Origin of the sequence: Butyrivibrio sp. XPD2002 (genome assembly GCF_000423945.1) — a bacterium.
Classification (GTDB): Bacteria; Bacillota; Clostridia; order Lachnospirales; family Lachnospiraceae; genus Butyrivibrio.
The window spans coordinates 377,139-397,813 of sequence record NZ_AUIY01000001.1 but is presented as its reverse complement, the minus strand read 5'-3'; the positions used below and the strand labels follow the sequence as shown (position 1 = coordinate 397,813).

The window sequence follows — 20,675 nt, the reverse complement described above, 5'->3', positions numbered from 1 at the left end:
TATGCAGGAAGATTTCCACTATTATGCTACATATTGCGCTGCATATCTTGCAGGGTATACACATAAAGAGAGCATGGATATCTGTTATAGTGCCCAGTTTGTAGATCAATGCTCGAGGACCTTTCTTTCTAAGATAAAGGCGCCTTCAATAGCAGCGACCACGCAGCTTCAGCTTGAGATGATGGATACAAGAACTGATATCATTGGACTTCAGGACATAACCAGGATATGGGCGTCCTTCCATTTTCTTCCTTATGATCTGTATGCCAATAAGAAAGGATGCTCAAGGCGATATTTGAACAAGTACAGACTTATATGCAAGCCAAACGGAGATCTTCTGGTGAAGACTGTCAAGCTTGCAAAGGGTAAAAGCCTGCAGGCTGTCGGCATAGCCATGCATGTTCTGGCTGATACCTGGGCGCATATGTATTTTGCCGGAACGCCTTCTCTTGTCATTAACAATACAACAAGAGATTTTATTGAAGTAATTCCCGGTGCGGAAAAAGAACTGGAGAGACGGGTAAAGTTTGTACACAAAAACGGAACCCCGGATGATATTGCTAATGGAATTTATACCAACAGCATTTTCCAGGGGAGTGAGAACTCCATAATGAATTTAGGGCATGGGCGTGCAGGTCATTTTCCGGATTATTCATTTGCAAAATATAAATACCTTCCTGCCTGGAATGAATATAAAGAAATATTCAAGGATAATCAAAGTGATTATTACAAGGCCTTTGCTCAGATGGTATATGCAATGAAGTATATAAGGGGAGATATAGAAAAGTTTGAAAAAGATACATATGCCTATGATGTGCTTGCTCCTTATGAAGAGAGAATAAGAGGAATACTTAAAAAAAGACAGCTGATAGCCTCAGAGGACTGGAAGGCCTTTGGAGAGGAGCTGTCCGGTGAAAAGATAGAGAGCTTTGACGTTGATAAATACAGATACGAGTATGCAAGAACTTCAATTAAAAGAAAAAATAAAACATTCTTGGGGAAGTTTATCATTGCAGCAATAGCTCAAAAGGGAATGGTAACTCATGAGATATTTGAATCTAAAAATATGCTGGCAGGTTTTGCCATAATGCTTATGCGTAAGGAAAAACAAATGGAGATGATTCGAAGAGGGGAAGATGAATAGAGGGCAAAGAATTAAATCCGTACTAAGCGGCATAATAATGATGATTGCGGCTATGTTGCTCGTAATATATAAAAGGCACGCCTATGAGATTATTCTTCTGGTAATGTCCTTTGGCTTTACATGCTCTGGTATAGGCAAGATTATTTATTATATTTCCATGGCAAGGCATATGGTTGATGGAAAAATTATCCTTTACAGAGGGATAATACTCTTTAATTTTGGAGTCCTTTCAAGTTCCTTATCCTATGTTCCGAGAATATATATTCTATTATATCTGGCATGTGTACATGCTTTCTCAGGACTTGTGGAGATATTAAGAACAAAGGAAACAAGGGCATATGGAGGTAATGCTTGGAGACTGAAGCTGATGAGTGGCATAATAAATATCGTGCTTGCACTGTTTTGTATCCTCTTTTATAAGGTGGAAAATACTGCTGTTTACATTTATTGTTTGGGACTGTTGTATGCGGGATTTGCCAGAATTGTAGCTGCATTCAGACGGACGACCTTTATGTTCATAAGATAATAAAAAGCTGACAGAACAAAATCTGTCAGCTTAATTTTTATGATATAGCTTTATTCGCAACAGGCTCTTCCTGAGCATGAGCCTTCTTATGAGCAGTGGAGAGCATAAGCTTAATTCTGTTAAGCTGGTTGACTTCACTTGCACCGGGATCATAGTCAATGGCTACGATGTTACATCCGGGATAAATCTTTCTCATCTGCTTTATTACACCCTTACCAACTACGTGGTTAGGAAGACAACCGAAGGGCTGTGTGCAGACGATATTGGAAGCACCTTCTTTAATGAGCTCAACCATCTCACCTGTAAGGAACCATCCCTCACCGGTCTGGTTACCGATTGATACGATGGGCTTAGCATACTCAACAAGCTTGTAGATGCTTGTGGGAGCTTCGAAATGAACGCTCTTTTCAAATGCCTTTGCAGCACCGCCGCGAAGCTTTTCCAGTGCCCAGATTCCGGCCTTACAAAATGCTTTGGTCTTCTTGCTGGTTCCAAGATGGTCTGCCTTATATACCTGATTGTAGAAGCAGTAGAGCATGAAGTCCAAAAGATCAGGAACAACAGCTTCAGCACCTTCAGCTTCAAGAAGCTCTACAAGGTGGTTATTAGCAGCAGGAGCGAACTTAACAAGAATCTCACCTACAACACCTACACGAGGCTTGATCTCATCAGTGATCTCAATCTTATCGAAATCTTCAACGATCTCCTTGCACATACGCTGGAACTTGATAAAGCTCAGATGGTCTGCAGATACAAACTCAATACACTTTTTCTTCCACTTCTCATGGACAGCGTTTACTGAGCCCTTTTCCTTTTCATAAGGACGCATACGGTATACGCATCTCATGAAAATGTCTCCAAATACAGCAGCGTAAGCAGCTCTCTCAAGCATCGCAAAGTTGATATGGAATCCGGGGTTGCGCTCAAGCTTACTTAAGTTGATTGATACAACAGGCACCTGCTCCATTCCGGCTTTTCTGAGAGCTCTTCTGATGAAGCCGATATAGTTTGTAGCACGGCATCCGCCACCGGTCTGGCTCATAAGGACAGCAGTTCTGTCGAGGTCGTACTTTCCTGAATGAAGCTCATCCATGATCTGGCCAACAACCCAGAGTGAAGGGTAGCAGGCATCGTTATTAACATACTTAAGACCCATGTCGATAGCATGCTTGTTATCGTTCTGCATAACTACGATATTGTAACCGCAGGCGCAAAGAGCGGGCTCTAAGATATCAAAGTGTATAGGTGACATCTGAGGAACAAGAATAGTGTAATTCTTACGCATATCCTCAGTGAAAAGTCTTCTGTTGATTGCAGTAGAACCAATAGTGCGTTCTTTGTTCTCCTTAAGCTTTCTTACGCGGATAGCGGCAAGAAGAGAGCGCACACGGATTCTGGCACTTCCAAGGTTATTGACCTCATCGATCTTAAGGCAGGTATAAATCTTATCAGAGCCTGAAAGAATGTCATTAACCTGGTCAGTTGTTACAGCATCAAGACCGCATCCGAAGGAGTTGAGCTGGATAAGATCAAGGTCATCTCTTGTGCGAACAAAGCTTGCTGCAGCATAGAGACGTGAGTGATACATCCACTGGTCTGATACAATAAGCGGTCTCTCAGGAGATCCCAGGTGTGAAATTGAATCCTCTGTAAGAACAGCAACGCCGTAAGAGCAGATCATATCGGGAATACCGTGGTTGATCTCTGGATCAACATGGTAAGGACGACCTGCAACAACGATACCGTGCTTGTTGTTCTCCTTCATCCAGCGAAGAGTTTCTTCACCCTTCTTTCTGATGTCGTCACGGGCTTTTTCCATTTCAGCCCATCCGCTCTTGGCAGCTTCGACTATTTCCTTTGCGGAAATCTCTGAGAACTCCTTAACAAGAGCATCGGTAGCTGTCTTTAAGCTTGAGAAGGACATGAAAGGATTACGAAGTGTAACCTTTCCTTCAGTAATAGCCTCTACGTTATTCTTGATGTTCTCGGAATAAGAAGTAACGATAGGGCAGTTGTAGTGGTTAGTAGCACCTTCAACCTCGTCTCTCTCATAGAAGAGTCCGGGATAGAAGATGAAATCAACATTATTCTTGATAAGCCATTCAATATGACCGTGTGAGAGCTTTGCAGGATAACACTCAGACTCACTGGGAATGGATTCAATACCAAGCTCATAAATCTGATGAGTTGATCTGGGTGAAAGCACAACGCGGTATCCAAGCTTTGTAAAGAAAGTAAACCAGAAAGGATAGTTCTCGTAGAAATTAAGAACTCTGGGAATACCAACTGTTCCACGTTTAGCTTCGACTTCATTTAAAGGCTTATAATCGAAGATTCTCTTATATTTATAATCAAATAGATTGGGAATACCGGCAGCGTTTTTAACCTTACCGATACCACGTTCACATCTGTTACCGGAGATGTGCTGACGTCCACCAGTGAATTTATTGATGGTAAGACGACAATGGTTTGTACATCCCTGACAGGTTGTCATGCTTGTTGAATACTCAAGCTTATTGATCTGATCAATGGTAAGCATGGTTGTCTTGGAGCTGGTCTTCTCATGGAAACGATTCCTTGCGATGAGAGCAGCACCGAAAGCACCCATTATTCCGGCGATGTCAGGCCTTGTAACCTGAGCGCCTGAGATTTTCTCAAAGGCCTTAAGGACAGCATCATTATAGAAGGTACCACCCTGAACAACGATGTGATCACCAAGCTCCTTGGCATCTGATACCTTAATAACCTTAAAGAGAGCATTTTTGATAACTGAATAAGCAAGACCTGCAGAAATATCAGCAACAGAAGCGCCTTCCTTCTGAGCCTGCTTAACTCGTGAATTCATGAAAACAGTACAGCGTGTACCAAGGTCTATGGGAGCATCTGCGAAAAGAGCGATCTTGGCAAAATCCTGAACACTGTAATTAAGGGATTTAGCAAAGGTCTCAATAAAGCTTCCACAACCTGAAGAGCATGCCTCGTTGAGCTGAACGCTGTCTACTGTGTCATTTTTAATATGAATGCATTTCATATCCTGACCACCGATGTCGAGAATACAGTCAACCTCGGGATCGAAGAACGCAGCAGCATTATAGTGCGCGATAGTCTCAACCTCGCCGTCATCAAGCATAAGAGCTGACTTAAGAAGAGCTTCACCGTAACCTGTGGAGCATGAACGCGCAATAGTAACGCCCTCGGGCATCAGCTTGTAAATCTCCTGGATAGAACTGATAGCTGTCTTAAGAGGGCTTCCGTTATTACTTGAATAGAAGGAATAAAGAAGGTCACCGTCCTCTGACACAAGAGCGCACTTGGTAGTAGTGGAACCTGCATCGATACCAAGGAAGGCATTACCCTTATAATTATCAAGCTTAGCAGTCTTAACACGATAGTTGTTCTGACGATCAAGGAATTCCTGGTACTCATCCTCTGAATCGAAGAGAGGCTCAAGACGGGAAACCTCAGCGGCCATTGTGATCTTGTGAGTGAGCTTGCCAATCATATCTACCATTGAGTAGTGGCAGTCCTCATTTGCGTTCATGGCTGAACCCATGGCTGCAAAAAGATGAGAGTTGTCAGCGTCAATGATATGCTCGTCATCAAGCTTAAGAGTGCGGATAAATGCCTGTTTAAGCTCTGATAAGAAATGAAGAGGACCACCAAGAAAAGCGATGTGACCTCTGATAGGCTTACCGCAGGCAAGACCACTGATGGTCTGGTTAACAACTGCCTGGAAAATAGATGCTGCAAGGTCTTCCTTGGTAGCACCTTCATTTATAAGAGGCTGAATATCAGACTTGGCAAATACACCACAACGTGCAGCGATGGTGTAAAGAGACTGATAATTTTTCGCATATTCATTAAGACCCGATGCATCTGTCTGAAGAAGAGATGCCATCTGGTCGATAAAGGATCCTGTACCACCTGCGCAGATACCGTTCATTCTCTGCTCGACGTTACCGCCTTCAAAATAGATGATCTTCGCATCCTCACCACCGAGCTCGATAGCTACATCAGTTTTGGGAGCAAGTGCCTTAAGGGCAGTAGATACTGCGATAACCTCCTGTACGAAGGGAACCTCGAGATGACTTGCAAGTGTAAGTCCGCCTGAACCGGTGATAACAGGGTGCAGAGTTACGTTGCCGCTAACCTTGGCTGCATCCTGAAGAAGAGAAAGCAAAGTCTCCTGAATATTGGCAAAATGTCTTCTATAATCTGAAAACACGATATTTCTGTCAGAATCCATAAGTGCGATCTTGACAGTTGTTGATCCGATATCAATACCCAGTGTGTAATCCTTTGAAATCATAAATAAAACCTCGAAAAAGAAACTTTAATTACCTATTAAATGCGTGCAAAATTTTACGCGCATTACGCTACATTATAATCGAAGCAACCTTAAAAATCAATTATTCAAATAACGATGCAAAAGGGCATAAAATGTGATAGACTCAATAAGAATGCTTGAAAAATGCATTAGAAAAACTTTGTTGGGAGAAACTGAATAAATATATTCAGTTTTCTAATAAGGAGAAATATGAGCAATTTTGAGAGAAAATTTGGCAAATACGCAATTAAAAATTTAACAATAGTTCTTATCATCTGCTATATAGTTGGTTACATATTAATGTTCGCACCTTCGGGATACGGAATCCTTGAATATATGACTCTGAATCCCTATGCGATACTTCACGGACAGGTTTGGAGACTTGTGACATGGGTCATTGTTCCGCCGAACTATTCGAATCTGTTTTTTGTGCTTGTCATGCTGTATTTCTATTATTCAATAGGAACTACGATGGAAAAGGTCTGGGGTGAATACAGATATAATGTATACATATTCACAGGACTTCTTCTGATGATAGCTGCATCATTTTTATATTTTGCCTATGTCATGATTTTCAGAGGCGGTTCTACAGCTTCTTCACAGGTATTATATGACTTCATGCAGGATGCATCGCTTACCTTCAACACATCACTTATAAATATGTCCATACTACTTGCTTTTGCGGCAACATTTCCGGATAATATGGTTCTGTTTATGTTTATCATTCCGCTTAAGATGAAGTGGCTTGGAATTGCTTATGGATGTCTTCTTGCTTTCCAGGCGGTTCAGGCTATTATTTACAAGCAGTTTGATGAGTTTTTCGCTATTGCAGCATCTTTCCTTACCTTTGCGACCTTCTGGTTCTCAGGTGGAAAGCTGATGCATCTTAGGCCCAAGGAGGTTAAGAGGAGGAATGACTTCAAGAGATCTGTAAAGATCACACCTCCCGGAATAACAAGGCACAAGTGTGCTGTCTGTGGAAGATCAGAGAACGATGATCCTACATTAGAGTTCAGATTCTGCTCAAAATGTAACGGCAACTACGAGTACTGTCAGGAGCATCTTTTCACACATACACATGTAAAATAACGCTAGGAGTATATAGAAATAATGGCTAATCTTGAAAATAAAGAACAGGAATTTGCGAAAAGACTTGGTGACCTCACAAAGCATGCCAGAAGGCAGGGCGGAACGGTTTCCGAGGCTGAGATAAGAGATACCTTTGATGAGCTTGAGCTTAGTGATTCTCAGTATGAGCTCATCTATGATTACCTTAAAAAGCATAACATCGGAATCGGAGAAGCTATTGATTCTTCTGAATATCTGTCCAAGGAAGAGGCGGGTTACCTTGAGAATTATCTTGAGGAAATAAGTCTTCTTGAGTCTGTAACAGATGGTGAAAAGGAAGCAATTATCATATCTGCTATGGCAGGTGAAACTGACGCTCAGAAGAGACTTGCAGAGCTCAGTCTGTCCATGGTTACCGATGTTGCAAAGCTTTACGCGGAGCAGGGTGTCCTCATCGAGGATCTCATCGGTGAGGGCAATATAGCACTTATGAAGGCTGTTTCTGAGCTCTCATCGCTTGATGATCACAAGGAATGTGATTCTTATCTTGCACAGCGTGTTATGGATGCAATGGAGAACCTTATTGAGGATGATGCCGCTGAAACTGCAAGAGTTCAGAAGGCTGTTCAGCTTGTACAGGAAGTGGCTGATAAGGCAAAGGAGCTTGCTGATGAGCTCAGAAGAAGCTGCACGGTTGATGAGCTAGCAGAGGAAACAGGCTGGGAGAGGGAGAAAATTCTTGAAGCAATTAAGGCCTGTGGTAATCAGATCGAAGATATAGACTACAAACCTGAAAAAAAATAAAGTTTTTGAAGGTAGAAAAAAGTTTTATGCTGTGGAAGTTATTGGACAGCTGATTTGATATGCTCTTATCAGAGCGAACGTAAGGGGAATGGCGCTTGTATAACATAGTTAATGAGGACGATTTTAAATACACAATGCAGGATGTTTCAAGGTATTACCTTGGATGCAGACTCAGCTATGCAGAGATTCTCTCTGAGGAGATGGCGCCGTTTAAATTCAAGACTATTGTGGAGAGATATATCCTTAAGGATATAGATAGCTCCACGACCCTGGAAAGTCACCTTTATCACCTGACTGAGGAGGACTTTGAGTGGCGTGTTTACAAGCAGCTCAAGGCTAAGGTTAGAGTCAGTCAGCTTAAGATGGGCTCTGCGGATCATTATCAGGAGAAGGTCTATACAATGAATCAGCTGGCTGCATTTTCTGCTAAGGAGAAAGAGGAGGCAGGTATGATAATCAGGGAGCTGGTTATATCAAAACTGGCACTTCTTGCATTTTCTATTTGATATGTCTTTTGATGATCTTGGGGGCTTGACTTTTCTTTTCGGTATGTGTAATATACGAAAGTCTTAATTCCGGCGTGTCGCCAGATGTTTTCCTATTTATTTTCAAATTACTTTTTGGGTGATTTTTTGTTGACACAAACGAACATTTGTTTTATTATTATCACAGAACGCTTGTTCTGTATAGAAAAGGAGAAGAGAACAGTATGGAAAGAGAAGATAAGCAGAAAGCATTAGAAGCAGCACTCGGTCAGATTGAGAAACAGTTTGGTAAGGGTGCGGTTATGAAGCTGGGTGATCCCGCAGCACAGATGAGTGTTGAGACTACACCTACAGGATCCCTTAGCCTTGATATAGCACTTGGACTTGGTGGAATTCCCAAGGGACGTATCGTTGAGATTTACGGACCTGAGTCCAGTGGTAAGACTACAGTTACACTTCATATGATAGCTGAAGTTCAGAAGAGAGGCGGAATTGCAGGCTTCATCGATGCTGAGCATGCTCTTGATCCGGTTTATGCTAAGAACATCGGAGTAGACGTTGATAATCTTTACATTTCACAGCCTGATTCAGGTGAGCAGGCACTTGAGATCTGTGAGACAATGGTTCGCTCCGGCGCTATAGATATTGTTGTTGTTGACTCTGTTGCAGCTCTTGTTCCTAAGGCAGAGATTGATGGTGACATGGGTGATTCTCATGTAGGTCTCCAGGCCAGACTTATGTCTCAGGCTCTTAGAAAGCTCACAGCAGTTATCAGCAAGTCTAATTGTACAGTTATATTTATCAACCAGCTCCGTGAGAAGGTTGGTGTTATGTTTGGTAACCCTGAGACTACTACAGGTGGACGTGCTCTTAAGTTCTATTCTTCAGTACGTATGGATGTCAGAAGAATTGAGACACTTAAGCAGAGTGGAGAGTCTATCGGTAACAGAACAAGGGTTAAGATCGTAAAGAATAAGATTGCGCCCCCGTTTAAGGAAGCAGAGTTTGACATCATGTACGGCAAGGGAATCTCCTATACAGGGGATGTTCTTGATCTTGCAGCTGCTGTTGATATTGTCAACAAGAGTGGTGCATGGTATCAGTACGAAAATAACAAGATTGGACAGGGACGTGAGAATGCCAAGACATATCTTGAAGAGCATCCCGAGACCCTTGCTGAGATCGCTGCTAAGGTTCGTGCTCATTACGGACTTGAGGGCGGTGAGGAGCCTGCTGCAGAGGAAGCTCCTGCTACAGGTAAGAAATCAAAAGCATCAAAAACTGAAGAGGCGTAAGATTCATGACTGTTACGGATATAGTACCGTTTGACAATAAAAGATCAAAAATTTATATAGACGGTGAATTCGCTTTTATCCTATACAGAGGTGAGATCAGAGACTACAAGATTAAGACAGGCGAAGAGATTTCTTCGCCTGTTTTTGATGAGATAACCGGCGTAGTTATCCCGAAAAGAGCTAAGCTCCGTGCTATGAATCTTCTTCAAAAGAGGGATTATACCGAGTACAAGCTCCGGGAGAAGCTAAAGGAGGGCTGTTATCCTCCTGAGGTTATCGATGAAGCAGTGGAATACTTAAAGTCCTACAGATACCTGGATGATGAGAGATATGCTGACGAATACATTCGCTATCACATGGAGCTTAGAAGCAGGAACAGGATAAAACAGGATTTATTACAGAAGGGCATAAGCTCAGACATAATTGAGCGGCTTATGGATGAAGCGTATGAGGAAAACACTTCTGATCCTGAGCTCGAATTATGCATAAAACTCCTTAAGAAAAAACATTACGATAAGGACAACACTACCTACGAAGAAAAGCGTAAAATAATGGCTTTATTATATCGAAAAGGCTTTGGTAATAGTGTCATCTCAAGTGCGATGTCTCTTGACATAGACAGCATCTGAGCGTAAACTGAATATGTTGTTATATTGTATGAAATAAAGCAATTTTTTATCATTTTATACAAAATATCGTACAATGAAAATTAAATAAGGAGGTGCTCCTGTATGCTACCAGTTATAATAGCAATAGCAGCAACTCTTGTCGTTTCGATAGCAGCAACCGTATTAGTTATGAGTTCCCGTCAAAAGAAAATTGACGCTGAGAATGAGAGTAAGATCGGAAGCGCAGAGGAAAGGGCAAGAAAAATCATCGACGATGCTGTAAGAGCTGCCGATGAATCGAAGCGCGAAAAACTCCTGGAAGTAAAAGAAGAATCACTGAAGGCAAGAAATGAACTTGAAAAAGAAGTGAGGGATAGGAGAGCAGAGGTTCAGCGTTCAGAACGCAGAGTTCAGCAGAAAGAAGAGAACGTCGAAAAGAGATCAGAAGCAATTGAGAAGAAAGAGGCCAGTTTAAATGCTCGTGAAGATGCATTAAACAAGAAAACGCAAGAGGTTGCGAGGCTTGATGAGCAGAGGAGACAGGAACTTGAGAAAATCTCAGGCTTAACCTCCGAGCAGGCAAAAGAGTATCTTTTAAAGATTGTTGAAGATGACGTTAAACATGAATCCGCTGTCATGATCAAGAACATGGAAGCGGAGGCTAAGGAAGAAGCAGACAAACGTGCTAAGGAGATAGTTGTAAATGCTATCCAGAGATGTGCTGCAGATCATGTTTCCGAGACAACCATTTCGGTTGTACAGCTTCCCAATGACGAAATGAAGGGACGTATTATTGGACGAGAGGGTCGTAACATTAGAACTCTTGAGACAATGACCGGTGTAGATCTCATCATTGATGATACACCTGAGGCAGTTGTTATTTCAGGATTTGATCCTATCAGAAGAGAAGTTGCCCGTATAGCTCTTGAGAAGCTTATCGTGGACGGACGTATCCATCCTGCAAGAATTGAAGAGATGGTTGAGAAGGCACAGAAGGAAGTTGCCAACAAGATTAAGGAAGAGGGTGAGAATGCCGCACTTGAAGCAGGTGTTCACGGACTTCACCCTGAAATCATTAAATTACTTGGTCGCATGCGTTTCCGTACAAGTTATGGACAGAATGCACTTAAGCACTCCGTAGAAGTTTCACAGCTCTGCGGACTTATGGCTTCAGAACTTGAGCTTGATGTTCGTATTGCCAAGAGAGCAGGTCTCTTACATGATATCGGTAAAGCCGTTGATCATGAGATGGAGGGATCACATATCTCACTTGGTGTTGATATTTGTAAGAAGTACAAAGAGTCAGCTACCGTCATCAACGCAGTTGAGGCACATCACGGCGATGTAGAGCCTCAGTCACTTATAGCTGTTATAGTTCAGGCTGCTGATACTATTTCCGCAGCTAGACCCGGTGCTAGAAGAGAAACACTTGAAACCTATACCAGCAGATTAAAGGAACTCGAGGAGATCACAAACAGCTTTAAGGGTGTTGATCATTCCTTTGCTATTCAGGCCGGAAGAGAAGTCAGAGTAATGGTTGTTCCTGAACAGGTAAGCGATTCCGATATGGTATTGATGGCAAGAGATATTGCCAAGAAGATTGAGAACGAGATGGAATATCCCGGACAGATCAAGGTTAATATCATTCGTGAAAGCAGAGCAACTGATTACGCGAAGTAATTTTACTGCAATGAATTTTGGACCGATGTACTTAAGAGTACATCGGTCTTTTTCATGTAAATATATGCTAACAGAATGACTTGCAAACAATCTAAATAATATGCAATAATCATCTTAAAATGTATTAGGGAGGGTATTTTCTATGCAGGAATCCGGTGAAGACTATATCGAAACTATATATCTCTTAAAAAAGAAAAATGGCTATGTTCGTTCAATTGATGTTGCTAACGAGCTTGGCTTTTCACGCCCCAGTGTATCAAGGGCGGTTGGTATTTTAAAAGAAAACGGCTTTCTTACTGTTGCCGGTGATGGTGAGCTTGAGCTTACTGAGGAAGGCGCAAAGAAGGCTAAAAGTGTATATGACAGACATAAGAATCTCACGAAGTTTCTTATGCTTACTGCCAATGTAAGTGAAGAGGTTGCTGAGAATGATGCTTGCAGAATTGAGCACATTATCAGTCCTGAAACCTTCAAAGGAATTAAAAAGTTTTTAAAAGAGCATAAAGATGAGCTTTGATAAAGAATTTGAAATTAGAATAAGAGCAATTCTGGGCGACGAATACGATGCATTTTCGGCTGCTCTCTCAAGGGATAAAATTTCAGCATTAAGAATAAATCCATTAAAGAAGAATGTTGATTGTTCGAACACTGATGCTAATTTGCAAAAGAATGATGGAGACAAAGAAACTTCTGACAGAGTTAAGAGAATTTTATCTGCAGAGGGATGCGTATTTACTTCAGATATTCCCTGGGAATCTGCAGGGAAAGTGTATTCAGAAGGTGCTCCCGGAAAGCACCCACTTCATGAAGCAGGGGCTTACTATATTCAGGAGCCAAGTGCTATGTCGCCTGTTCATTATCTTGATCCCAAGCCGGGCGAGAAGATTCTGGATCTGTGCGCAGCTCCCGGTGGTAAGAGTACTCAGATTGCAGGCAGGATGATGGGTGAGGGTATTCTTGTCACTAACGAGATAGACAGGAAGAGAGCACAGATATTATCTCTTAATATTGAGAGATGCGGTGTTAAGAATGCTCTTGTTACTAACATGAAGCCGGAGCAGCTGTCTGATGTTTTTGAAGGCTATTTTGATAAGATCCTCGTTGATGCTCCATGCTCAGGCGAGGGAATGTTCAGGAAAAATGATGAGGCTATAAGCAATTGGAGTCCTGAAAATGTGGAGCTTTGCGCAAAGAGACAGTCTGACATTTTAAAGGACGCTGTTAAAATGCTTGCTCCAGGTGGAAGACTTGTTTACTCAACATGCACCTTCGCACCTGAGGAGGATGAGCTTCAGGCTGCTAAGCTCCTGGCATGGGGACTTAAGCCTGTATCAGTAGAGCTCTATGAGGGTATGGTAAGCGGCGATACCGATAACCTTAAAAGTATTCTTGAATTCATGAAGGGAGATCCCAAGGACATATCCTTTGCAAAGGACATCCCTGAGAATATTTCCATTGATATCAAAAGGTGCACAGGAAGACTCTGGCCTCACAGGATTGATGGTGAAGGTCATTTCTTTGCGGTATTTGAGAAGGATGGAGATATTTCTCTAAATGCAGGACTTTATGGTGTAAACGGTAAAGTACGCGGGATAAAAGAAGATGACCTTTCACCCTTTAAGGAATTTGCAGATGTGTATTTGAAAAATATCGAAATTGTTCTCGATACTGAGGGCAAGGCTGCGGATTTAAATAAAGATAAGAAGGCTGATAAAAAATCAGCTAAAAACAAAAAGTCCGGTAAGGGTTCAAAGGCAATATGCAAACTGGATGGCTGCCTAAAAGGTACGCCCTTCATGTTCGGAGAGCAGCTATATCTTGCTCCGGAAGGAATGCCTGGAATTGCTGGGCTCACTGTCATGCGTCCGGGACTTCATCTTGGAACAATAAAGAATGGAAGATTTGAACCTTCACATTCGCTGGCGCTTGCGATAGATACTGATATGGCAGTACTTAGCTATGAACTTGAAGAGACTTTAAAAACAGATGATACGACAGACACAAGTCCTGCACAGACTCCGTCTGCCGCCTCAAAGTCCATGCAGTTTATTGGCGGTATGTGCTTTAGACAGGGTGATCTTCAAAATGGCTGGTATCTTATTTCTTCCTATGGTTATGGCCTTGGATGGGCAAAATATGCAGGTGGAACCTTAAAAAATCACTATCCGAAAGGACTTAGGATTTACACATGAGAAAGCTACTTAAATATCTGAAAAAATATTCTTTTGAGGCGGTCCTTGGACCGCTTTTCAAATTGCTTGAAGCAACCTTTGAGCTTATTGTGCCTCTGGTTGTAGCAGCGATTATCGATAACGGAATAAGAAACAGTGACAAGCCATACATAATCAGGATGAGTCTTGGTCTGATCCTTCTTGCTGCAGTTGGTTACGCGTGCTCAGTTACGGCGCAGTTTTTTGCTGCAAAGGCAGCTACCAGCTTTGCGGCTGCTGTCAAAAAGGATCTTTTCAAGAATATTCAGAGTCTGTCCTATGAGCAGATTGATAATCTTGGAACCACAACGCTTATTACAAGAATGACCAGCGATATCAATCAGGTGCAGCAGGGTGTAAACCTTACACTGAGGCTCCTTCTAAGATCACCCTTTGTTGTATTTGGTGCGATGGTAATGGCGTTCACCATAGATTTTCATCAGGCACTGATATTCCTTGTAACAATCGCTGTTTTATCAGCTGTTATATTTGGAATCATGCTTTGGGGAATTCCCAGATATAAGAAAATCCAGGAGCTGGTGGATGGTGTACTTGGTCTTACAAGAGAAAATCTTTCAGGAGTAAGAGTTATAAGAGCCTTTGACCTTGAAAAATCAGAGAACGAGAATTTCAAAAAGAAAAACGAGGTTCTCACAAAGCTTCAGGAGTATGTGGGCAGAATCTCTGCACTTATGAATCCTATAACATACGTGATTCTTAACCTTGCGATAATCATTCTTCTTAAGACAAGTGCAGATAAGGTTTACGCAGGAATTCTTACTACAGGTGCGGTTGTTGCGCTCTATAACTACATGTCTCAGATACTTGTTGAGCTTGTTAAACTTGCGAGCCTTATTATCACTGTTACCAGATCCTTTGCCTGCGGTAACAGAATACAGCTTATGCTCGAGGAAAAGGGTTCAATGGTTGATGGAACAATAGATGCAAAGGCTGTAGCAATAAGTGATGATGAGCCTGTAGTCAGCTTTGAAAACGTATCCATGAGATATAAGGGCGACGGTGACAATTCCCTTTCGGGAGTTACATTTACGGCTAAAAAGGGTGAATCAATCGGAATCATCGGAGGAACCGGTTCCGGAAAGACCACACTTATTAACCTTATCCCCAGATTCTATGATGCCTATGAAGGCGTTGTTAAGTATAAGGGGAAGGATGTCCGTGAATATGATTCCAAATCCCTTAGGGAAGTAATAGGCGTAGTTCCTCAGAAGGCTATGCTTTTTAAGGGGACAATCAGAGACAACCTTAAATGGGGTAACGATAAAGCGACGGATGATGAGATATGGGATGCAGTAAATACAGCCCAGGCCACAGAGGTTGTAAAGGAGAAAAAGGGCGAGCTTTCTGCTGAGATAACCCAGGCAGGAAAGAATTTTTCCGGAGGACAAAAGCAGAGACTTACTATCGCCAGAGCTCTTGTTAGAAAGCCTGAAGTGCTGATCTTAGACGATAGCTCATCAGCTCTTGATAACATGACAGACAAGAGGCTCAGAAAAGCTATTTCCGAGCTTCCGTATAAGCCTGTAACCTTTATAGTTTCACAGAGAGCTGCTTCTGTAAGATTCTGTGACAGGATAATAGTACTTGATGATGGCAGAGTAGATGGAATAGGAACTCACGAGGAGCTTCTTGCAAATAGCGAGACCTATAGAGAAATCTACGAGTCACAGTTTGGAAAGGAGGCAGTAAATGAGTGAACTTAAGCGTGTATTAAAATATGCCTCCGCATATAGAGTTCTGATTTTCTTTTCAATTACCTTTGCTGTGATTTCAGCAATCCTTGCTCTTTATGCTCCTATAATTGCAGGTAATGTAGTTGACTGCATAATCGGTATTGGAGACGTTGATTTTGTTAAGGTTAAAGCACTTCTTATCAGAATGGGTATAGTTGTTCTGGTATCAGCTCTTTGCCAGTGGTTTATGTACGGCGTAAATAACAGGATTACCTTTGGCGTCGTTAGAGATGTAAGGAATGATGCCTTTGATAAGATGCAGATTCTGCCCTTTGAATATCTTGATTCACATCCACAGGGCGGAGTTGTAAGTAAGATAATTACTGATGTTGACCAGTTTGCAGATGGACTTCTTATGGGCTTTACACAGCTCTTTACAGGTATTGTAACGATACTTGGAACACTTGTATTTATGTTTTATCTGCAGTGGAAGATTGCGCTTATCGTTGTGCTTCTCACACCGGTATCACTTTTTGTGGCAAGATTTATTGCATCAAGATCTTACTCACTTTTCAGGGAGCAGTCAGTTGCAAGAGCAGATCAGACTGCGCTTATTGACGAGATGATAGGTAATCTTAAGGTGGTTAAGGCCTTCGGCCATGAGGATGAAAATCAGGTTACTTTTGATGAGATTAATGAAAAGCTTGCTAATACAAGTCTTCGTGCAACATTTTTCTCATCACTTACAAACCCCAGCACCAGAGTGGTAAACAATACTGTTTATGCCTTTGTTGCTCTATTTGGTGCGTTTGTATGTGTAAGCGGCAACATGAGTGTCGGTGAGCTTACTATTTTCCTTAGCTATGCAACGCAGTACACCAAGCCGTTCAACGAGATATCAGGCGTTGTAACTGAGCTTCAGAACGCTCTTGCCTGTGCAAAAAGAGTGTTTGAATTTATCGATGAAGAGCCTCAGATTCCGGATTATGACAAGGCTCCCTCCCTTGAAAACGTAAAGGGAAATATCGAGCTTAAGGACGTAGAGTTCTCTTATGATAAAGAACGAGAGCTTATAAAGAACCTTACACTTTCAGTTAAGGAAGGACAGAGAGTTGCTATAGTAGGACCTACAGGAAGCGGTAAGACCACGATCATAAATCTTCTTATGAGATTTTATGACGTGGATAAGGGCAGCATAAGCGTTGAAGGAAATGATATAAGAAAGCTTAAGCGTGCTGACCTCCGAGAGAACTTTGGTATGGTGCTCCAGGAAACATGGCTCAGACAGGGTACTATTAAAGAAAATATAACCCTTGGAAGAAGCGGGTTTACTGATGAAGAGATAATCGAAGCAGCCAAAAAGTCCCATGCCCATAGCTTTATTAAAAAGCTTCCTGAAGGCTATGATACTGTTATCAGCGAGGATGGTGGAATGCTTTCACAGGGACAAAAGCAGCTCCTTTGCATTACCAGAATTATGCTCCATGTACCTCCGATGCTTATTTTGGATGAGGCAACAAGCTCCATAGATACCAGAACTGAAATGAGGATTCAGAGAGCCTTCCAGAAGATGATGACAGGAAGGACCAGCTTTATTGTTGCTCACAGACTTTCAACCATTAAGGAGGCAGATAGAATCCTTGTAATGAAGGATGGGCATATTATTGAGCAGGGTGACCATAAATCACTTATTTCTGCAGGCGGTTTCTATTCACAGCTGTATAAGAGCCAGTTTGAGCAATAAACGATAAAAAAGTTTTACCATGTTTAAAATGTGTGTTATAATGTGAAGGTTCTGTTTGTAAAACAGAACTTTGGGGGAACCTGTGATCTCATTAAAATAATGAGTTTCATATAAGTTATTTTAAAAAAAGAAAAAGGGGAAAACGTATGAGAAAAGAAATCAAAAAAGTATGCAAGCGTATTGCACTTGCAGCTGCTGTATTTTGTGCAGTTATCACTTTGGGGAAAAGTGATGTAAAGGCGGAGGAACATCAATGCGGAAACCTGACAATCGGTCAGGAAAAAACAGTAACATTATCATCTTCATCATCGCAGGATAATTTCTATTTCCATTTTACAACACCTAAGAGTGGTTCTTTCAGAATGAGCATTATTCTTACAGAAAAGAGACGTAAGGAGGATAACAGCCCTGTTGATAGTGGTTATGCATCTGTAAAGGCAACTATCGATTACAAGGATATTTGGGAAACATCTCCCTGGCTTGGACACGGAACTGATACATCTCCTGAATATGCTTATCCTGCCGGTAAGGATTGCACATTCAGAATTAACAGCCTTAATGATTATTACAAGTATACCTTCAAAATAAAAGTTGAGAATGTTAAATATTCAAATTTTGAGAAGGAAGGAAACAACTTCGCAAATGCTGCAACAAAGTTAAAGAAGAATAAGACAACTGACGGAATTCTTAACAAGGGCGACACAGACTGGTATGTATTTAAGGCTCCGAAGACCGGTAAGTACAAGTTCAGCATTGTTGATGCAGATACCAAAGATGGCGGCTGGGTTCATTGCGCTGCTTATAAGTCAAAGACTAAGGAAGACTATGGTAAGTCACATACTGTTTGGCAAGGCAATGGATGGTACAAGATCAACACTTTAAAGCTTAAGAAGGGTAAAAAGTATTATCTTAAGATAACCAGTTCTTCAAGAGAGGGCATCCACTACCAGATTAAGGTTAAGAAAGTAAAATAAAAAATATAAATGCAAAGGGCTTGTTTTATGCAAGCCCTTTTTATACTTGAAAGGAGATGGACTTGATTATGAATATAAATTCAAGGCTCCTAAGACAGGTAAATACAGATTCTATGTGAACAATGCTTCCAATACTGGCAGGAGCGCTTCTTTTCAGGTATATGGCTACAAGAGTAAGAAAAAGCTTGATGCCAAAAACTCAGCTACACTTATAGAGGGCTGTGGAAACTTTAAATCCAAAAAGATATCTCTCAAGAAGGGTAAGAAGTATTATATAAAGATTGAAAAGGCTCATCCCTGTAACGCTTCTTACGACCTTAAAATAAAAAAGGTGAAATAAATTCATAAAATGAGTTACAATAAGGGCAGTGAGTTTACTGCCCTTATCTCTATATTAGGAATATATAGATGAGAACTTAAACATAAAGGGTATTCAAAATAAAAATCCAGGAGATGTATATGAAAAAGAGACCAATTTATGTAATTGGACACAAGAACCCAGATACTGATTCAATATGTGCTGCTATCTGCTATGCGAATCTTAAGAACAAAATAGCGGGCGAAGAGGTGTGCGAGCCCAGACGCTGCGGACATATTAACGAGGAGACACAGTTTGTATTAAACAGATTTGGAATACCGGCTCCGGGCTACACTAAGGATGTTCGTACTCAGGTCTGCGATATGGAGATAAGAGATCTTCGCGCAGATGACGACCACATCTCACTTAAGCGTGCCTGGGAGAGAATGAAGGAAGAGAATGTAGTTACTCTTTGCGTTACTGATAACGGCAAGCTTGCAGGGCTTATCACTACCAATGACATCATGGAGACCTGTATGGACGTTCATGATGCGACAATCCTGTCTGAGACAAAAACATATTATGGTAATATAGTAGATACCCTTGACGGTAAGATGCTTGTGGGCGACATGTCAGAGCAGATCACCTCCGGTAAGGTACTTATCGCTACAGCTTCACCTGAGATAATGGAAGAAGTCATTGTACCGGGAGATATCGTAATCTGTGGTAACAGATACGAGACACAGCTTGTTGCCATTGAAAATCAGGCAGCTTGTATTGTTGTCTGCATTGACTCCAAAGTCACCAATACGATCAAGAAGCTTGCTGAGGAGAGAGGCTGCAGAATAATCACAACTCCTTATGATACCTTCACTGTCGCAAGACTTATAAATGAGAGTGCACCTGTTGGCTCCATTATGAAGAAGGATAAGCTGATAACCTTCCATACAAACGACTTTATTGAAGATATCCAGCAGACCATGGCTCAGGTAAGACACAGATATTTCCCTGTGCTTGACGAGGATGACAATTACGTTGGCATGATCTCCCGTCGTAACTTACTGGGTGCCATGAAGAAGCAGCTGATACTGGTTGATCACAATGAAAAGAGCCAGACAGTTGACGGCGCTGAAAACGCAGAGATCCTTGAGATAATCGATCACCACAGACTTGGGACCTCCATTGAGACTGCTAATCCTGTATTTTTCAGAAATCAGCCCCTTGGATCTTCATGTACAATTATTTACTCAATGTATAAGGAAGCAGGAGTTGAGGTTGATAAGACCACAGCATCACTTATGCTTTCAGCTATAATATCAGATACTCTTATGTACAGATCACCTACATGTACAGAGGTAGATAAAAGGGCGGGACAGGAGCTTGCTGAGATTGCAGGAATAAATGTAGATGATTTTGCAAGGGAGATGTTCCGCGCAGGCTCTAACATGGGAAGTAAGACTCCCAAGCAGATCGTGCATCAGGACTTCAAGAAGTTCACTGTTGAGGATAAGACCATCGGCATAGGCCAGGTTAACTCCATGAGCGCCGAGGAGCTTGCAGAGATAAAGGAAAAAGTACTGCCCGAATTAAAGGACATCATGGTGAGCGATGGCCTTGATATGATCTTCTTTATGATGACCAATATCGTCACCGAATCATCGATAGTTGCCTTTGAAGGTAATAAGGCAGAGAGCATCATCGATGCAGGCTTCCATATCACTGCAGGAAGTGATAATATTGCGCTTCTAAAGGGCGTGGTTTCAAGAAAGAAGCAGCTTCTTCCTACAATAGTTGAAGCACTTCAGCAGTAAAAAAGTT

At 41.7% G+C, this 20,675-nt stretch carries 16 protein-coding genes; 15 read left to right on the top strand and 1 reads right to left on the bottom strand.

All coding sequences use genetic code 11. The features are described from left to right. Position 1 precedes the first annotated feature (1 nt). Positions 2-1,144, top strand: a complete 1,143-nt coding sequence (locus tag G587_RS0101640; RefSeq protein ID WP_026490814.1) for a DUF6765 family protein — start codon at positions 2-4, stop codon at positions 1,142-1,144. Then, positions 1,137-1,670, top strand: coding sequence for a DUF308 domain-containing protein (locus G587_RS0101635; RefSeq protein ID WP_026490813.1), 534 nt, complete (start codon positions 1,137-1,139; stop codon positions 1,668-1,670). The genes G587_RS0101640 and G587_RS0101635 overlap by 8 nt, the downstream gene beginning before the upstream one ends. 37 nt (positions 1,671-1,707) lie before the next feature. On the opposite strand, the gene G587_RS0101630 is transcribed toward G587_RS0101635, so the two are convergent. Then, positions 1,708-5,979: a 2-hydroxyacyl-CoA dehydratase gene (locus G587_RS0101630; protein ID WP_026490812.1), complete on the bottom strand. Its 4,272-nt coding sequence runs from the start codon at positions 5,977-5,979 to the stop codon at positions 1,708-1,710. Between the two features lie 228 nt (positions 5,980-6,207). Between G587_RS0101630 and G587_RS0101625 the strand changes: the two genes are divergently transcribed. The 13 genes from G587_RS0101625 to G587_RS0101565 all read left to right on the top strand — a co-directional run bounded on the left by G587_RS0101625 (position 6,208) and on the right by G587_RS0101565 (position 20,668). Next, positions 6,208-7,086 carry a membrane protein gene (locus G587_RS0101625; protein WP_026490811.1) on the top strand — a complete coding sequence of 293 codons (879 nt, stop codon included), beginning with the start codon at positions 6,208-6,210 and terminating at the stop codon, positions 7,084-7,086. A 21-nt stretch (positions 7,087-7,107) separates the two neighbouring features. Beyond that, complete coding sequence (locus G587_RS0101620; protein WP_035785285.1) at positions 7,108-7,869, top strand: RNA polymerase sigma factor region1.1 domain-containing protein; 762 nt, start codon at positions 7,108-7,110, stop codon at positions 7,867-7,869. Positions 7,870-7,964: 95 nt separating this feature from the next. Continuing rightward, a complete protein-coding gene (locus G587_RS0101615; protein WP_026490809.1) occupies positions 7,965-8,375 on the top strand; it encodes a hypothetical protein in 411 nt (136 codons plus the stop codon). Between the two features lie 203 nt (positions 8,376-8,578). After that, complete coding sequence (gene recA, locus G587_RS0101610; RefSeq protein WP_026490808.1) at positions 8,579-9,649, top strand: recombinase RecA; 1,071 nt, start codon at positions 8,579-8,581, stop codon at positions 9,647-9,649. A gap of 5 nt (positions 9,650-9,654) precedes the next feature. Beyond that, entirely contained in the window at positions 9,655-10,278 is a 624-nt protein-coding gene (locus G587_RS0101605; RefSeq protein WP_026490807.1) for a regulatory protein RecX, read from the top strand. 102 nt (positions 10,279-10,380) lie between these two features. Further along, positions 10,381-11,937 (top strand): ribonuclease Y, encoded by a 1,557-nt coding sequence (rny, locus tag G587_RS0101600; protein ID WP_026490806.1) that lies wholly within the window; start codon positions 10,381-10,383, stop codon positions 11,935-11,937. 142 nt (positions 11,938-12,079) lie between these two features. Continuing rightward, positions 12,080-12,454 carry a metal-dependent transcriptional regulator gene (locus G587_RS0101595; protein ID WP_026490805.1) on the top strand — a complete coding sequence of 125 codons (375 nt, stop codon included), beginning with the start codon at positions 12,080-12,082 and terminating at the stop codon, positions 12,452-12,454. Further along, on the top strand, positions 12,444-14,129 hold the full coding sequence (locus G587_RS0101590; protein WP_026490804.1) for an RsmB/NOP family class I SAM-dependent RNA methyltransferase: 1,686 nt from the start codon (positions 12,444-12,446) through the stop codon (positions 14,127-14,129). The genes G587_RS0101595 and G587_RS0101590 overlap by 11 nt, the downstream gene beginning before the upstream one ends. Continuing rightward, on the top strand, positions 14,126-15,865 hold the full coding sequence (locus G587_RS0101585) for an ABC transporter ATP-binding protein (protein WP_026490803.1): 1,740 nt from the start codon (positions 14,126-14,128) through the stop codon (positions 15,863-15,865). Before G587_RS0101590 ends, G587_RS0101585 begins: the two co-directional genes overlap by 4 nt. After that, on the top strand, positions 15,858-17,585 hold the full coding sequence (locus G587_RS0101580; protein ID WP_026490802.1) for an ABC transporter ATP-binding protein: 1,728 nt from the start codon (positions 15,858-15,860) through the stop codon (positions 17,583-17,585). The genes G587_RS0101585 and G587_RS0101580 overlap by 8 nt, the downstream gene beginning before the upstream one ends. A 146-nt stretch (positions 17,586-17,731) precedes the next feature. Beyond that, positions 17,732-18,559, top strand: coding sequence for a GLEYA domain-containing protein (locus G587_RS0101575; protein WP_026490801.1), 828 nt, complete (start codon positions 17,732-17,734; stop codon positions 18,557-18,559). 46 nt (positions 18,560-18,605) lie between these two features. Continuing rightward, positions 18,606-18,899 carry a hypothetical protein gene (locus G587_RS0101570; RefSeq protein ID WP_026490800.1) on the top strand — a complete coding sequence of 98 codons (294 nt, stop codon included), beginning with the start codon at positions 18,606-18,608 and terminating at the stop codon, positions 18,897-18,899. Positions 18,900-19,012: 113 nt separating this feature from the next. Beyond that, positions 19,013-20,668: a putative manganese-dependent inorganic diphosphatase gene (locus G587_RS0101565; RefSeq protein ID WP_026490799.1), complete on the top strand. Its 1,656-nt coding sequence runs from the start codon at positions 19,013-19,015 to the stop codon at positions 20,666-20,668. The last annotated feature ends 7 nt before the right edge of the window (positions 20,669-20,675 follow it).

Coding starts and splice junctions, on each gene's coding strand:
- G587_RS0101640 (WP_026490814.1), top strand. CDS start 2: ATGCAGGAAGATTTCCACTATTATGCTACATATTGCGCTGCATATCTT.
- G587_RS0101635 (WP_026490813.1), top strand. CDS start 1,137: ATGAATAGAGGGCAAAGAATTAAATCCGTACTAAGCGGCATAATAATG.
- G587_RS0101630 (WP_026490812.1), bottom strand. CDS start 5,979: ATGATTTCAAAGGATTACACACTGGGTATTGATATCGGATCAACAACT.
- G587_RS0101625 (WP_026490811.1), top strand. CDS start 6,208: ATGAGCAATTTTGAGAGAAAATTTGGCAAATACGCAATTAAAAATTTA.
- G587_RS0101620 (WP_035785285.1), top strand. CDS start 7,108: ATGGCTAATCTTGAAAATAAAGAACAGGAATTTGCGAAAAGACTTGGT.
- recA (WP_026490808.1), top strand. CDS start 8,579: ATGGAAAGAGAAGATAAGCAGAAAGCATTAGAAGCAGCACTCGGTCAG.
- G587_RS0101605 (WP_026490807.1), top strand. CDS start 9,655: ATGACTGTTACGGATATAGTACCGTTTGACAATAAAAGATCAAAAATT.
- rny (WP_026490806.1), top strand. CDS start 10,381: ATGCTACCAGTTATAATAGCAATAGCAGCAACTCTTGTCGTTTCGATA.
- G587_RS0101595 (WP_026490805.1), top strand. CDS start 12,080: ATGCAGGAATCCGGTGAAGACTATATCGAAACTATATATCTCTTAAAA.
- G587_RS0101590 (WP_026490804.1), top strand. CDS start 12,444: ATGAGCTTTGATAAAGAATTTGAAATTAGAATAAGAGCAATTCTGGGC.
- G587_RS0101585 (WP_026490803.1), top strand. CDS start 14,126: ATGAGAAAGCTACTTAAATATCTGAAAAAATATTCTTTTGAGGCGGTC.
- G587_RS0101580 (WP_026490802.1), top strand. CDS start 15,858: ATGAGTGAACTTAAGCGTGTATTAAAATATGCCTCCGCATATAGAGTT.
- G587_RS0101575 (WP_026490801.1), top strand. CDS start 17,732: ATGAGAAAAGAAATCAAAAAAGTATGCAAGCGTATTGCACTTGCAGCT.
- G587_RS0101565 (WP_026490799.1), top strand. CDS start 19,013: ATGTATATGAAAAAGAGACCAATTTATGTAATTGGACACAAGAACCCA.